At 67.2% G+C, this 14,301-nt stretch carries 10 protein-coding genes and 2 pseudogenes; 5 read left to right on the top strand and 7 right to left on the bottom strand.

Annotated elements, in window-relative coordinates; translation table 11 throughout:
- The 3 genes from U9980_RS08740 to U9980_RS08720 all read right to left on the bottom strand — a co-directional run.
- A partial coding sequence (locus U9980_RS08740) for a class I SAM-dependent methyltransferase (RefSeq protein WP_322767466.1) occupies nt 1-1,390 on the bottom strand: 1,390 nt, incomplete at its 3' end.
- 639 nt (nt 1,391-2,029) lie between these two features.
- Nucleotides 2,030-3,475: a transposase gene (locus U9980_RS08730; protein WP_416210200.1), complete on the bottom strand. Its 1,446-nt coding sequence runs from the start codon at nt 3,473-3,475 to the stop codon at nt 2,030-2,032.
- 530 nt (nt 3,476-4,005) lie between these two features.
- Complete coding sequence (locus tag U9980_RS08720; protein ID WP_322767465.1) at nt 4,006-4,581, bottom strand: XRE family transcriptional regulator; 576 nt, start codon at nt 4,579-4,581, stop codon at nt 4,006-4,008.
- A 49-nt stretch (nt 4,582-4,630) separates the two neighbouring features.
- Between U9980_RS08720 and U9980_RS08715 the strand changes: the two genes are divergently transcribed.
- The 3 genes from U9980_RS08715 (at nt 4,631) to U9980_RS08705 (ending at nt 9,194) form a co-directional block, all read left to right on the top strand.
- The gene (locus U9980_RS08715; protein ID WP_322767464.1) at nt 4,631-6,187 is read left to right on the top strand and encodes a bifunctional NAD(P)/FAD-dependent oxidoreductase/class I SAM-dependent methyltransferase; all 1,557 of its coding nucleotides are present in this window, start codon (nt 4,631-4,633) and stop codon (nt 6,185-6,187) included.
- Nucleotides 6,188-6,227: 40 nt separating this feature from the next.
- Nucleotides 6,228-7,481, top strand: a complete 1,254-nt coding sequence (locus U9980_RS08710; RefSeq protein ID WP_322767463.1) for an NAD(P)/FAD-dependent oxidoreductase — start codon at nt 6,228-6,230, stop codon at nt 7,479-7,481.
- A 273-nt stretch (nt 7,482-7,754) separates the two neighbouring features.
- The gene (locus U9980_RS08705; RefSeq protein ID WP_322767462.1) at nt 7,755-9,194 is read left to right on the top strand and encodes an MFS transporter; all 1,440 of its coding nucleotides are present in this window, start codon (nt 7,755-7,757) and stop codon (nt 9,192-9,194) included.
- A gap of 108 nt (nt 9,195-9,302) precedes the next feature.
- Here U9980_RS08705 and U9980_RS08700 read toward each other — a convergent pair whose 3' ends face one another.
- A complete protein-coding gene (locus tag U9980_RS08700) occupies nt 9,303-9,821 on the bottom strand; it encodes a tyrosine-type recombinase/integrase (protein WP_322767461.1) in 519 nt (172 codons plus the stop codon).
- Between the two features lie 248 nt (nt 9,822-10,069).
- Between U9980_RS08700 and U9980_RS08695 the strand changes: the two genes are divergently transcribed.
- Complete coding sequence (locus U9980_RS08695) at nt 10,070-10,981, top strand: hypothetical protein (RefSeq protein WP_322767460.1); 912 nt, start codon at nt 10,070-10,072, stop codon at nt 10,979-10,981.
- Between the two features lie 129 nt (nt 10,982-11,110).
- On the opposite strand, the pseudogene U9980_RS08690 reads toward U9980_RS08695, so the two are convergent.
- Nucleotides 11,111-11,245 (bottom strand): annotated as a pseudogene (locus U9980_RS08690) (IS701 family transposase); the annotation flags it as partial.
- 306 nt (nt 11,246-11,551) lie between these two features.
- Nucleotides 11,552-12,778 (bottom strand): cysteine desulfurase, encoded by a 1,227-nt coding sequence (locus U9980_RS08685; RefSeq protein ID WP_322767459.1) that lies wholly within the window; start codon nt 12,776-12,778, stop codon nt 11,552-11,554.
- Nucleotides 12,779-13,260: 482 nt separating this feature from the next.
- Between U9980_RS08685 and U9980_RS08680 the strand changes: the two genes are divergently transcribed.
- Nucleotides 13,261-13,953: a Clp protease N-terminal domain-containing protein gene (locus U9980_RS08680; protein WP_322767458.1), complete on the top strand. Its 693-nt coding sequence runs from the start codon at nt 13,261-13,263 to the stop codon at nt 13,951-13,953.
- 71 nt (nt 13,954-14,024) lie between these two features.
- Here U9980_RS08680 and U9980_RS08675 read toward each other — a convergent pair.
- A pseudogene (locus U9980_RS08675) lies at nt 14,025-14,301 on the bottom strand (ISAs1 family transposase); the annotation flags it as partial.

Genomic DNA, 14,301 nt, shown 5'->3' with positions numbered 1-14,301 from the left:
GTCCGCAGCAGCGCAGGAACGCGGAGTACTCGATGAGATATTGGTGCGAGAGGGCATGGTAGGTGTCGAGCGCCGCAGAGTGCGACGCGCCGACCTGATGGCGGGCCACTTTCGGGGCCACGCTGTGGGCCTCGATGACGACCAGCCCGAATCTGCCGACGTGCCGCCGCCAGCGCCGAAGGTGGGCCACGAGGTCCGATTCGACCTCGCGCGCACTCAGCGGGCTCCCGTCGGGCGCGAGATGGACGCCGGCGGACCAGCCCGGGACCTCGTCGCACGGATCCACGCCCAGGTAGGTGCGGTCGTGGTCGAGGAACGATCTGACGTGCAGCCCGTCGTCGATCGCGAGGCCGTGCTCGGCCAGCCGCGTGCGCACGGCGTCGGGGTCGGTGACGTCGCCGATCAGCAGCAGCGGGTCGGGCACGCCCGCAGCGCTCAGCACATCGCGGGCTCGGTCGAGGGCCACGGGGCTGGCGTCGATGCCGACGTACCGGATGCCGTTCCCGAGGACGGCGTGCAGATGGGCGAGCCAGGTTCCGTCTCCGCAGCCCATGTCGGCGACGAAGGACGGGCGGGGTGTGCGGCGGAATATCTCCTGGATGATCGGGTCTGTGTCCGTGAAGTACCGCCGGTGTGCTGCTGAGCTGGCCTCTACGTTGATTCGTCGTTGGCAGTGCCATTCGTCGTCGCCGGGTGTGACCACCAGTTCCCCGCGGAACAGCCGTTGCAGCCGGCTTAGCATGGGCAGATACGAGCCGACGAGGCCGCAGTGGCCGGAAAAGGCAAGACAGGCCTGCCCCAGTTCGGTCCAGCCGCCGCCGCGATCGAGCCACCCGAGGAGGCCGAACAAGCGCGCGAAGTCGCCGGTCGGCCGGTGCAGGCTTGCGGTGCCCCGCAGGGTGAGGATCGCCGGCACGGCAAGGGTCGCGTCGAGGTAAGTCGTGAACGGGTCGGCCGGGTCGGCGTCAGCCCGCCATTGCTCGTGATCACGAAGCAGGGCGATGAAGGCCGCCGAGGTGGCGCCGTCCCAGGGAGTGGTCCAGCAGTCGGGAGCGTTGTCGTCGAAGTGAGCGAGGAACGCCCCGCCCGCGACGAGCCGCGCACGGAGCCGCAGCGCCTCCAGGCCCCGCTCGGTCCAGGCCGGGGCGGGGTCGGATTCGATCCAGCCGGCTGCCGCCAGGCAGTGCCAGGCAGCAGCCAGGTAACCGGTGCCGGGCAGGACACCGGTGTCGTATGGCTTCCCGTCCAGGAGCGCGAGCGCATCGAACGCGGAGACGGCCGCGGCGAGCAGTACCCCGTCCTGAAAGAGGAACGCGGTACGACGCGCCTCGGCGTGCCAGTCCGTCGCCTCCGTCGTGGCGACACCCACCGCCGAGCAGTACTGCGGCATAACGAATCTCCTCGGTGAGGTAGGGCGAAGGGCGACCGCTATTCGGCGAGCGAACCCGATCGTGGGCGGGTTGCGCCGAGTTCATGGGGAAGGCCGAAAGTGATCGACTCATCGGCGGTTCGGACGGATTCGACTCAATCCCAGCCGCGTGCCGCGAGGAAGTCGAGGTCGGCGTGGGGGCGATGTGTTTGACGGCCAGTTGCCGGTTTTGGGTGGCGTAGCAGATGTCCGCGCTCGGCGGGCACTGAAGGTGGGGGAAAGCGTTCGGCGAGGACCTCGATAGTCTCGTCCACGGAGCATTTAGAATTTCCCGTCGACCACATCCCTTCCGGCCGCCCACTCGCCGGCGCGGTATGTCAGCTAACGCCACGAAGCTCGCTGCCCCCTCCCGAGCCGGTGTGTTCATCGTCGAGGGCGGCGGAGGACTTACTATCGGCAGCGCACATGCTCCGCGCCATAGATCACAAGATCGTTCCCGTTTCGGTGGTCGCGATACCGGACCCACGAACAACGTTCACGAGACCACACGGTGTGGACAAGTTTCGAGGGTGCGGACGATGTACCGCACGAAAGTGCGGACGATGGCGCGGGCCAACATTTACGGCTCTTCGCAGTTGGGCGGGAGTGGCAGTCGTCTGATCACGCGGTGTGCGGGTGGGTGGTGACGCGGGGTAGCCAGCCTGGGCGGGTCGAGCGGGAGGCGATGGAGCGGGCCCGGCGCAACTGGTTGGCAACGTTGCGCAGGCCGAACGCCACCCTGTAAATCAACGTCGTCAGGCGGTTGACCCCTTCGGCGGCCGCGTTCGTGATCCCCAGGAGAACAGCGTTCGCGATCTCGTTGCGCCAGCTGTCGATCGTCTCGGCGAGGGTGACGAGCTCGGCGATGTCCTTGCCGAACGTCGCGCAGTAGTCGAAGAACCGGTGCAGGGCCCGGTCGACGTCGGTGCGGCTGGTTGCCAGGCCGGTGCGCGAGGGCGCGAGCGCGAGCAGCTCAAACAGGAGGCTCCTCGCCTTCCAGGCCACCCGAATCTCGTGAGCGGCCTCGGCGTCGGTCTCCGCCAGGGCGGTGAGGGTGTCAAGGATCCTGCGGCGGCCGCGCATCCGGTGGGTGTGGCGTCGGCGCACGTCATCGAGCATGTTGGTCGCGAGCTGGGCCACCTGAAAAAGATCCACAAGGAGCGTCGCCGCCGGGAGAGCGGCGCGCACAGCGGACCGGTAGACCGGTGACATGTCGATCGTGACGGCCTGGATCGCGGCACGCCAAGCCTCGGACTGGGCGAGGATCCAGGCGACGACGGGCGCGTTCGCGCGCCCCTCGGCGGCACCGAGTAGGCCGTGTCCGCCGATCGAGTCGATGAACACGGTGTTCCAGCAGTCGGCGTCGGTGATCCAGTGGCCGCTGGTCGTGTCCGTATGGAACCGTCGCGAGCCCCGCCGCTGGTCGTCGATCCCCAGCACCTTCACTTCCGGCAGCGGTCCGACCACCGAACGCAGCTGGCTGAGGGTCTCCTCATCCGACGCCGCCTCACCAGCGAGCTCGCCGCCGCCGGCCACGGCCACCTGAGCCTGATCGGTCTCCCCGGCATCGACCTGCTCAGCGTCGGCTGTCGGTGCCGGGCCGGTGACCACGATCCCCGCCTGCTCGGCGAGCCGGATGAACCCGCCGTGCGCGGTCGACCAGCTCACACTGCCCCAGTCAGCGACCGACGAGACCGCGACGACCCCGTCCCCGATCAGATGGCCCATCGTGTCCAGCCCGGCCAACGACACCCGCCCTCCGCGCGCCGCCAGCGACACGTCCTCGACGAAGGTGCCCCGCCGCTCGCAGTTCCCGTTCCCGCAGGTCATCCGCCGCTTGTCCCAGGTCACCCGCAGCGGCGCCACGACGACGTGCTTCACCGTGTGCTCGTCGCGGGCATGCACCCGCTCGGACTCGACACCGCAGCCCGGGCAGCGGCACACCGTCCCCGGCGCGCTGACCACCTGCACCGTCCTCGACCCGTCGGCCTCACGCTCGACCGCGACGACCTCGAACCCGCCCAGACCCGGCAACCCGGCCAGCACGGAACCCGTACCCTCAACCACGACGCACCCATCTCCCGGCGATCACGATCCTTCGACAAGACGCGATCTTTCCGGACAGGCGGGTGTGTCCCCCTTCCTGGCCCAGACTGGTCACGCTCCGTCGCATCAGGCTGATCGCGGAACGTCATCGGTCACGTGCGACTCCCGCTCAACCGTGTAGAGCCACATTTACCCTGCGCCAGAGCTCCCCCCGGCCGACAATGTGCTCCACGACGTGCACGGCGTCGGCGTCGACTTCAGCCGGCCGTACAGCTTTCGGTTCTCATCCGGATGAAGCCGGCCCGGCTCGGAGCACGTCTGCGATGCCGCAGGCGATGCGCGAGGGGCCCTCGATGCCCGGGCGACGGCGCGGGCTGAGAGGTGATCGCAATGCGCCCGCCGGGCGCGAGTCGCCGCCGTAGTTCTTCGAGCCGCTGGACCGGCGCCGCGCAGCGCGAGGGGGAGTCGACGGTGAAAGTCGCGTCGAAGGGCCATTGAGGGTGGGCAGCAAGGAACTCGCTGGTGAAGCAGTCCGTCACCGTGACTGGGCGCTATCGCGGTATGGCGCGGGCGCGGAGGTGGGGGCGTTCGCCTTGGTGGCCGAACAGGACAAGTACCTCGACCGGGGTGGGATCGGCGCTGTCGAACCAGTGCGGCACGCGGCAGTCGAACTCGGCCTCCTCACCCTCGGTCAGCACCAGGTCTTGGTCGCCGAGAAGCAGCCGGAGGCGGCCGTGGAGCACGTACATCCGTTCGTAGCCCTCGTGGACCTTCTGCTCGGCGGTGCGGCGTCCGGCCGGAATGATTACCTTGTGCGCCTGTAGGCCGCCGGCGCGGCGGGTCAGCGGGATGAACGTCATGCCGTTGCGCAGCACCGGGCGCAGGTGGATGCGCCGGTCGCCGGTCGGCGGCGCGCCGATGAGCTCGTCGATCTGCACGCCGTACGTCTGGGCGAGCGGCAGCAGGTGCTCGAGCGTGGGGCGGCGGCGACCGGCCTCCAGCCGTGACAGTGTGGACACCGAGATGCCTGTCGCGGTCGCCACCTCGACGAGGGTCGTCTCGCGTTGCTTGCGGATCGCGCGCAGCCGGGGCCCGACTGCGGCCAGTACCTCATCCGTGTTTGCCATTCCGCCAAATTTAGTTGGTCCTCCTGTCGACGGGACCGATTCTGTCGCCATGACACAGAATTTCGATGTCGCGGTGCTCGGCGGCGGTGCCGCCGGGCTGAGCGGCGCGGTGGCATTGGGCCGGGCCCGCCGTTCGGTGGTCGTGGTCGACACAGGATCGCCGCGCAACGCGCCCGCCGACAACATGCACGGATTCTTGTCCCGCGACGGGATCAGTCCGCTCGATTTCGTCGAGATCGGGCGTGCGGAGGTCAAGCGCTACGGCGGGCTTGTGCTGCCGGCGACGGCTGTCTCGGCGCACCGTACCGACGGCGTGTTCGAGGTGAGCCTGGACGACGGCCAATCCATCACGGCGCGGCGGTTGCTGGTGACCACCGGCCTTGCCGACGAGCTGCCCGATGTCCCCGGGGTGGCGGAGCGCTGGGGCCGCGACGTGGTGCACTGCCCGCACTGCCACGGCTGGGAGCTGCGCGACCAGCCCGTCGGCGTGCTCGCCACTCACACGGAGTGGGCCGTGCGTCAGGCGCTGATGTTCCGGCAGCTGACACCCGAGGTGACCTTCTTCCAGCACACCGCCCCGGCAATGACGGAGAAGCAGGTGGCCCAGCTGACCGCCTGGGGCATCGACGTGGTCAACGAGCCCGTGGAATCGCTGGAGGTGGTCGACGACCGAATCACCGGCCTGCGGCTGACCGACGAGACGGTCGTGCCCTGCTCGGCGGTGATCGTCGGGCCGCAGCTGGTGGCCAACTCCGGCGTGCTCGTCGGCCTTGGCCTCAAGCCGACCACGCATCCGATGGGCGTCGGGGAGTCGATCGCGGCCGACCCGACGGGACTGACGGAGGTACCCGGGGTCTGGGTCGCCGGCAACGTCACCGACGTCATGGCGCAGATGATGAGCTCGGCAACCGGCGGGGCGGCTGCCGCCGCCGCGATCAACGCCGACCTGATCGCCGAGGACACCCGGCTCACCGTCCGCATGCTGTCGCAGGACTACTGGGAGGAGCGGTACGGGTCGGAGAAACAGACCTGGAGCGGCAAACCCAATCCGCAGCTGGTCGCCACCGCCGCCGACCTCCCACCCGGCACGGCGCTGGACGTCGGCACCGGCGAAGGCGCGGACTCGATCTGGCTCGCCTCGCGCGGATGGAAGGTCACCGGGGTCGACATGGCACAGGCCGCCCTGGACCGCGCCGCCCAGCACGCCGCCGACGCCGATGTGGACGTCACCTGGCGGCAGGCCGACATCACGACGTGGGATCCCACCCCCGCGCAGTTCGACCTGGTGTCGATGCAGTACGTGCATCTGCCCCGGCAGGTGCGCGACGCCCTGTGCCGTCGCCTAGCCGCGGCCGTCCGCCCGGCCGGAACACTTCTCATCGTCGGCCACCACCCGGCCGACCTGACGGTGACGACGCTACGGCGCCCGCGCCTTCCCCACCTGATGCCCACGGCCGAAGAGATCGCCACCGTCCTGGACCCGTCCGCCTGGGACATCACCACCTCGGCCCCAGAGCGCCCGGCCACCGACCCGCACGGACAGCGGATCACGCTTACCGACGCGGTGCTGCGCGCGGTACGAGAAGCAGTCGACCGACCGCAATGACGACGGTCACCAACCGTGCAACGGAAGGCGAGCGGAATTGATGGGCAAGGAGACCGTAGAGCAGATTGACACACTCGTGATCGGGGGCGGCCAGGCGGGGCTGGCCACGAGCTACTGGCTGACCAAGGCCGGAGTGGACCACCTCGTCGTGGATCGGCGGGATCGACTCGGCGGGGGCTGGCTCGATCGATGGGACGAGTTCTGCCTGGTCCTGCCGAACTTCACGCTCCTGCTGCCGGGGATGCCGTACGACGGCGACGACCCGGACGGCTTCATGGTGCGCGACGACGTGGTGAAGTATTTGTCGCGGTACGCATCGCTCATCAACGCCCCGGTCCGGCTAGGCACCAACGTGACCCGGCTGGCCGCCACGGACGGGGGCCTCGTCGCGCACGCGGACGGTACAACCTTTCAGACGCGCAACGTCGTTCTGGCGACCGGACCGTACCCGCGACCAAAGATCCCGGCCGCGTCCGAGAAGATCTCTGGGCACATCCAGCAGCTGCACTCCAGCGACTACCGCAGGCCCGGGCAGCTGACCGACGGCGCCGTGCTCGTGGTCGGCGCCAGCCAATCCGGAGCGCAGATCGCCGAGGAGTTGCACCGAGCGGGCCGCGAGGTCCACCTGGCGGTCTCGAAGTGCTCCTCTGCTCCCCGCCGTTACCGGGGCCGCGACCTCGGCTGGTGGCTGCTCCAGGTGTTCCAGAACGGCGCGAAGGTGGGCGTGGAAATGAAGCTCCCGTCGCTGGCCGCGCGGTTCGCCGGCAACCCGATCGTGTCCGGCCAGGGCGGCGGCCACAGCATCGATCTGCGGCAGTTCGCCCGGGATGGCATTCGCCTGTACGGCCGGCTGGAGTCGGCGGACGGCACGACGGTGCGTTTCAGCGACGACCTCGTCGACCGGCTGGTGTTCGCCGAGACTCAGTTCGACAACCAGGTCCGGCGGATGATCGAGGCCTACATCGCGGCGGCCGGGATCGACGCGCAGCCCGACGACCGTCCCCCGCGCAGCGACTCGCCCGCCCCGGCCACCAGCACAGAGCTCGACCTAGCCGCCGCCGACATCGGTTCCGTTGTGTGGGCGACCGGGTACCGGCTCGACTTCAGCTGGGTGGACCTGCCGGTGTTCGACGAATGGGAGTACCCGCGGCACACCTGGGGGGTCACCACCCACCCTGGGCTGTACGCGGTCGGGCTGCCCTGGCTGCACTCCACGGGGTCGTCGGTGTTCGCCGGAGTCGGCGCTGACGCCGAGCACGTCGTCGAGCACCTCGTCGGCCGGCGCGAGCCCTGACTGTCGGCCGCGGGAAACACGACGCTGGGGGTCTCGCTGCGCGGTGTGCAGCCCGACGACCAGTTCCGTGAGATCGGCTCGGCCCTAGACTCCCGGCGGGCCGAGCTGGTCCGCGCCGGCGCAGGTCCCGTGTACGGCATGGACCCTTCCAGCGTAATGCTCCGAGAGGCGTCCGCGCCCCATGACCATGTCAATGCCTCAACAGGTCGCCTCAACAGGTCGCCTCAACACGTCCTTTGTTCTGCCATCGAGGTTCAAGTGAGGAGCGCGGTGATGCACAACCCACCAGAGTTCGCGGACCCCCGCCGTTGGAAAGCGCTCGTTGCGATATGCATGGCGCAGTTCATGCTGATGCTGGACATCACCGCGATCAACGTCGCCCTCCCCGCCATCCACACTGACCTGAACCTGAGCCGTGTCGCCTTTACCTGGGCGGTCAGCATCTACGTGCTGTTCCTCGGCGGGCTGCTGATGCTTGGCGGCCGACTCGCCGACATCTTCGGCGCGCGTTCGATGATCCTGATCGGCCTGCTGGTGTTCACTCTTGCCTCGCTGACCAGCGGCCTGGCGCAAAACGCAGACATGCTGCTCGGTGGCCGCGTCTGTCAAGGCATCGGGGCCGCGCTGATGTCCCCGGCCGCGCTGCGGACCCTCACCAGCATGTTCCAGGGCGAGGAACGCAACAGGGCGCTGGGCGTGTGGTCCGGCCTCGGCGGCATCGGCTTCACCGTAGGGCTGCTCGCCGGCGGACTCCTCACCAGCGGCCCTGGCTGGCGCTGGGTCTTTTTCGTCAACATCCCGATCGGAGTCGGTCTGCTGGTCATCCTGCCGGCCCTCGTCCCAGAGCGCCGGATAGAGGACGCCGACCGGCGCGTCGACGTGCTGGGCGCGGTGACCGTCACCGCCGCCACCGGCTCGCTGCTCTACGGCGTGATCAACGCCGGCAACCACGGCTGGGCAGATCTCGGCACGCTGGTGCCCATTGCGGCCGCCGCCGTCCTGTACGGGGTGTTCGCGCTCGTCGAACGCATCGTGCGGAACCCCTTGATGAGCCCGGGCATGCTGCTGCGCCGTCCGGTCGCGACCGGCGCCTTTCTTATGTTCACCGCGGCCGGCGTGACCGGCGGAGACATCTTCATCACTTCGCAGTATCTGCAGCACCTTCACGGCTACAGCGCGCAGGCGACCGGCCTGTTCTTCCTGCCCGCGGCTCTGGCCAGCGTGCTTGGTGCCATCACGGGTGGCCGCCTGGTCGGCATCATCGGCACCCGCGCCGTCGCCTTCACCGGCCTGGCCCTGGTCGCCATCGGCAACGGACTTTTCAGCGGCCTGTTGTCGGCGCACGGCAACGTCTTCGCCCAAGCCCTTCCCGGCGTCTTCTTGTTCGCACTAGGCGGCACCATGGTGTTCGTCGCCGCGACGACCACTGGCCTCGCTGGAGTCGCTCAGCACGAGGCTGGGTTGGTATCGGCCGTCATCTACACCTTCAACCCAACCGGTTCCGCCGTCTTTGTCGGGGCGGGCTCAACCGTCGCCGCCGCGGGTCTCGCCAGCACACCCTCGATCGGGGGGTTCACCGACGCCTACACAATGTTCGCCGCCGTCGCCGCCGTGGCCGCCGCGGCCTCGATTGTCCTCGCACCGTCCGGAAAGCCGCAGAAGACCGGCGTCCCGCTCGCGGACCAGGTCCGGGTCTCGTCGTCCCACCCATGACGAGCGGGCGAGACCGACGGCCGCCGGCCCAGCTCGCCGACCTCGCCCGAGGACGCTGGCACGCCATCCGTCCGGGGCGAGGGAGCAGGTCATGGCTTTGGGTGCAAGTCATGCCCTCGGCCGTCGCTGGATACGCGAAAGCCCGCGCTGCAGCCGCCAGATGACGGCGCGCATGTCGACGCCGGCTGCGATGAGCTCAGTCGCGGAGTAATGCGGTAGCTGGTCAAGGTGCATGTTCCAGCCGAGACCTGCGCACATTCGAACATAACGCTCCGTGACCGCGTCAGACTCTGACGCGGTTCCGCCGTCCGGCGAAAGCGAGAAAACGTAGGCGTCCGGGTGCCGCTCGATGCCGAGGATGGCGGCTTGTGCAGTGCAATGGGCCAGATAGGCGCGCAGCAGAGCGATCGTCTGTGCGTCGAGCACGATGCGGCGCTGCCGGTCGACCCCGGTGCCTTCCTCCCAGATGCGGCCGCCGGCCTGAGCGATGCTGGACCGGATGGTGAGCACACCGGTGTCGAAGTCAACATCACCCCAGCGCAGGACGCACAACTCGCCGCGTCGGGCGCCGACGGTCATGGCGAGCCAGACGAACATGCCCCAGCCGGGGTCATTCGATGCTTCCATGACGATCGTCGCGGCCTGGGGCTGCGTAGGGGGTGACGGGCTTGCCGCGGACTGGCTGGGGGTCGACATAGAGGAAATGTAAGCAACGCTTCGCTCCGCGGGTAGCTCCATAAGTGTGGAGCTCCGCGCGCCGTGGTGCGCACTTTCGTGCGGTACATCGTCCACACCTCGAGGGCTTGTGCACCCTGGGTATTTTCGCGAAATTATCCTCACGGCGATCCAAGAATAACTGAAACGAGGCAATCTTCATGGTGCTGCGGAACGAGCCGGAGGTACGGATAACGGACGGCCCCGTGGCCACAGTGCCGGCCACCGACGTCATTGTGCTCCCCGGAGCTACGTCGGCCCAAGGGATCGCCAAGGGGGCAGGCCATACCTTCTACTGCGGCGATCTGTTCCTCGGCAATATCTTCCGGGGAGACCTCATTCGCGGAACTGCCGAGCTGTTCATCGACGTCCCGGATGGTCGGCTGGCCATGGGCATGTGGGCCGATCTTCGGCACGGGTGGCTGTTCGTCGCTGGTGCTCTCGGCTGGGCGTACGTGTACGACATCCAGACTGGTGCGACCGTCGCCACCTACCAGCTCGGCAAAATCGATGATCTGAGATTGACGGTGGTCAACAAAGTCTTCGTCAACCGGCAGGGCGCCTACTTCAGCGACTCGTCAAGCGCCGTCCTTTACTTCGTGCCGATCAGCCCGACCGGGGAGCTCGGGTTGGCCAGGACCGTCCAAGTCACCGGCCCGGCGGCCGACATCAGCGGCGAGTTCAATCTGAACGGGATCGTCGCACCCGACGCCGGGGAGCCACTGATCATGTCGCACACGGCCAACGGCAAGCTCTACACCGTTGACCCGGCAACCGGTGTAAGCCGGACGATCGAAGGTGTCGACGTGCCCAAGGCGGACGGCCTCGTGCTGGACGGCCAGCAACTGTGGGTGGTGCAGAACCGGGTCAATCAGGTGTCACGAATCCGGCTGAGCCGCGACCTAAGGTCCGGGACGGTCGAAGGTGTCATCACACACGACGCCTTCCAGTTTCCGGCGACCGCCATCGGCTTCGATAACCATTTGGCGGTCGTCAACGCCAAGTCCGACACGGCCGACACCGGCTACCCGCCAACCGCTAACGAGTATGAGGTCGTTATCGTCGATCGGTGACTGACGAGATCCAGGTCCCGGGGAAATACGGTCACGGACCGCGATTCGCAAAAGCCTGGGCCATGCTCCGGGACCCAAAATCGCACCGAAGATCGACCGGATTGTTTTGATCTTGTCGATGCCGTCTCTTAAATTGCGGTATTGCCATGCGCGGTGCAGCCGGACCTGGTAATGGTCGGGACCGGCTGCGTTCTTGCCGGACTCGAAGCATCCCTCGACGCCCCAGCGGCGGCCGGCGACCGTGACTAGGGCGAGCGGGGCCGGCAGCGTAGGGAAACCGCCGCAGACCTCGTCACCCACGACCAGTGCAACACCTGGGGATGGGCCTCATGGAAGCGGCGAATCATAGCCAGCGCGAGATCCGGCTTCGTCGTGAAGGCGAAGGCAGCGGTACCGCTGTACTGACGTTGAACTCCCGCGGATCGGTGGCCTTGTGACGGGCGCGCCGTTATGCCGTGCCCTCGCGGACAGCTCCTTGTCGATGGGAGCGAGTCCGGTCGGGCGCGGCATAACGCCTCGGTTGGTCAGAGCTGGTCGAGGAAGACCTGTAGCTTGTCGGTCCTTATCCTCCTACGCCGTCTTCACCGACGCGATGAGCAACTCGACCTCCTCCATCGAGTTGTACACACCGAACGACGCGCGTACGGACCCGATGATCCCGAGGCTGTCGATAAAGGGAGATGCGCAATGTACGCCGGTGCGGGTGGCGATGCCGAAGCTGTTCAGATGGCTGCCGACGTCATGCGGATTCATGCCATCCACGTTGAAGGAGATGATCCCGCCCCGCGGCACCTGAGCGCCGTACACGGTGATGCCGCCCAGGGCACGCAACCCCTCGGCCGCGCGCACAGCCAGCGCCGCATCATGCTTACCGACCTCGTCCCGGCCAAGGTCGTCGAGGTAGTCCATCGCCGCTACGATGCCCACCATGCCGGCGATATTGGGGGAGCCCGCCTCAAATCGCAGCGGCGGCACGGAAACGAGCGGGCCATCATACGAGGCGATCGGCGCCATGCCGCCGCCGAGAAGCAACGGCTCCGTCCGCTCGAAGTGCTCGGCCTTGCCGTACAGCACTCCGGTACCGTGCGGACCGTACATCTTGTGCGCCGAGAAGCAGTAGAAGTCGGCGTCGATGTCCCGCACGTCCACGCTCCGGTGCGCAACGGCCTGGGCGCCATCCACGACCACGAAGATGCCGTGACCGTGTGCCTCCGCGACGATCTCGCGTACGGGGTTCACGGTGCCCTGGACGTTGGAGACGTGTGCAACCGCAATCAGCCGCGTCCGTTCGGTGATCTTCGCACGGAAGGAGTCCAGGGAGAGCTCGCCGTGCTCGTCGACGGTCGCGACCTTCAGAGTGGCCCCGGTCCGCTCGCAGAGCCGTCGCCACGGGAGCAGGTTGGAGTGGTGCTCGAGCCCGCTGATCAGGACCTCGTCGCCGTCCGACACAACCTGGGTTCCGAAACCCTGCGCCACCAGGTTCACCGACTCGGTCGCGCTCTTGGTGAACACGATTTCACGTGCCTCGGCGGCGTTCAGAAAGGCACGGACGCGCTCACGTGACCGCATGAACCGATCCGTCGCCCGCATACCGAGCGTGTGGACACCACGTCCGACATTGCTGTTGTCATTACAGTAGTAGTTGTACATGGCGTCCAACACGTGACGCGGTATCTGCGTCGTTGCGGCGTTGTCCAGGTATACGGGCGGCTTGCCGTCAAGATCCGTCACGAGGATCGGGAAGTCGGCCCGTACGTCGCGAGCGAGCCCGGACAAGGTAGTCTGCTCAGGTGTCATCCGTGCACCTAACTAAGAGATAAAAAGGCATCCCTGGACGTCCGAGAAATTGGCGCATATTTTATGGAAGGAGGGCCCCGGTTTCGCGATGTGAGGTAGCACGGAGAACTCGGTTCGGGTACCCGCCTGCCGGGTTCGCGCAAGTTAGGTTTATTCTCACCGTGCCATGGCAACTATATTACTCCCGTTTTGGATGGTCGCGATGCCGGGCCTACGAAGAAACGTTCGCGAAATCGCACCGGTGTGGACAAGCCTCGAGCGTGCGGACGAAAGTGCGGACGATGGTGCGCCAACGTTCGCCCGATCGTTCGGTGGTGACCAACGCCAACCCACCCCTGCCATCTCGCGCATGACCCCTCCCGCGATCACGGCAGGCTGATAGCGCGTCCTTCCATCTTTGGGTTGATCCTGTTCGATACACCTCCGTTCAATCTTGTCATCCCGAGGTTGACAAGCCAGCGCTTCCAGGTCATGATCGTGTCATGGATGAGCCGGTGACACTCGATGGTTTGGTCAACCACGTGACCAGGCTTCACCCTGAGGGTGATGCACTCGCGCACCTCTCCGAGGCGGTAGGCGTGTCCGAGCAGATGGGCGACGTCGCCGATCAGATGGTCGGACATTTTGTGGACGCGGCGCGTAAGTCAGGCATGACCTGGGCCGAGATCGGTAGGTCCATGGGGGTGTCCAGGCAGGCCGCCCAGAAGCGTTTTATTCCCAGGTCTGCGGCTACGGGCGAGCTTGACGCAGCGGCCTACGACCGGTTCTCTCCCCGCGCACGGGCGGTCATCGCCGCGAGCCAAGAGGAGGCGCGCGCTGCCGGGCACGACTACCTTGGTACCGAGCACATTGTCCTCGGCTTGCTGAGCCAGCCGGAGGGACTGGCGGGGAAGTTCCTGTCTGAGAAAACGACGCCGGAACAGTTGCGCGCGGCGATGAGCGAGGTTCTCGGCCCACGGCGTGAAAACGTGCCCGAGTATATCCCCTACACTTCGCGAGGCAAGAGGTCTATCGAACTCAGCGTGCAGGAGGCACAGCAGCTCGGTCACGATTACGTGGGCACGGAACACCTCCTGCTCGGAGTACTTGCCGACCAACATGGAGTCGGCACGCAGGTCCTTCTTCGTCTGGGCGTCGACCAGACCGGCACAAAGGAATGGCTGGCCGCCCAGTGACATCTGGCGCTGTGAGGCCGGCACGATGCGCCTACCGTCCCAGGGCCCCGGCAAAGTCTTCGCTTTTCGAGTTAACAGTCCATGATCGTCTGAAGTGGGCGTTCGGGTCGGCGGGCGTGGTGGCGTAGTCCCTGGGCGATGTTGGTGGTGCCTTTCAGTCGTCGGAGGCTGATGGCGAGGTTGCGGAGCGAGGCCATGGTGTGGGGGCCGTTTCCGGTGCGGGTCTGGCTGTGGTCCTCGGCGAAGGTGACCTCGCGGACCCAGTGGAGCTGGTGTCCGGTAGCTCCGGCGCATTGCTGCGCCGGAGCCCCGTCAGAACCGTGCTTGCCACTCGTCGCGGCACACGGC

This window comes from Protofrankia sp. Cr1 (genome assembly GCF_963555865.1).
GTDB lineage: Bacteria > Actinomycetota > Actinomycetes > Frankiales > Frankiaceae > Protofrankia.
The sequence above is the reverse complement of the archived record's forward strand: the minus strand, read 5'-3'. Positions and strand labels throughout refer to the sequence as shown.

What these genes read in the sequence shown, in the direction of transcription:
- U9980_RS08685 (WP_322767459.1), bottom strand. Translation starts at nt 12,778, where the DNA reads ATGACACCTGAGCAGACTACCTTGTCCGGGCTCGCTCGCGACGTACGG.
- U9980_RS08720 (WP_322767465.1), bottom strand. Translation starts at nt 4,581, where the DNA reads ATGGCAAACACGGATGAGGTACTGGCCGCAGTCGGGCCCCGGCTGCGC.
- U9980_RS08700 (WP_322767461.1), bottom strand. Translation starts at nt 9,821, where the DNA reads ATGGAAGCATCGAATGACCCCGGCTGGGGCATGTTCGTCTGGCTCGCC.
- U9980_RS08695 (WP_322767460.1), top strand. Translation starts at nt 10,070, where the DNA reads ATGGTGCTGCGGAACGAGCCGGAGGTACGGATAACGGACGGCCCCGTG.
- U9980_RS08680 (WP_322767458.1), top strand. Translation starts at nt 13,261, where the DNA reads ATGGATGAGCCGGTGACACTCGATGGTTTGGTCAACCACGTGACCAGG.
- U9980_RS08715 (WP_322767464.1), top strand. Translation starts at nt 4,631, where the DNA reads ATGACACAGAATTTCGATGTCGCGGTGCTCGGCGGCGGTGCCGCCGGG.
- U9980_RS08710 (WP_322767463.1), top strand. Translation starts at nt 6,228, where the DNA reads ATGGGCAAGGAGACCGTAGAGCAGATTGACACACTCGTGATCGGGGGC.
- U9980_RS08705 (WP_322767462.1), top strand. Translation starts at nt 7,755, where the DNA reads ATGCACAACCCACCAGAGTTCGCGGACCCCCGCCGTTGGAAAGCGCTC.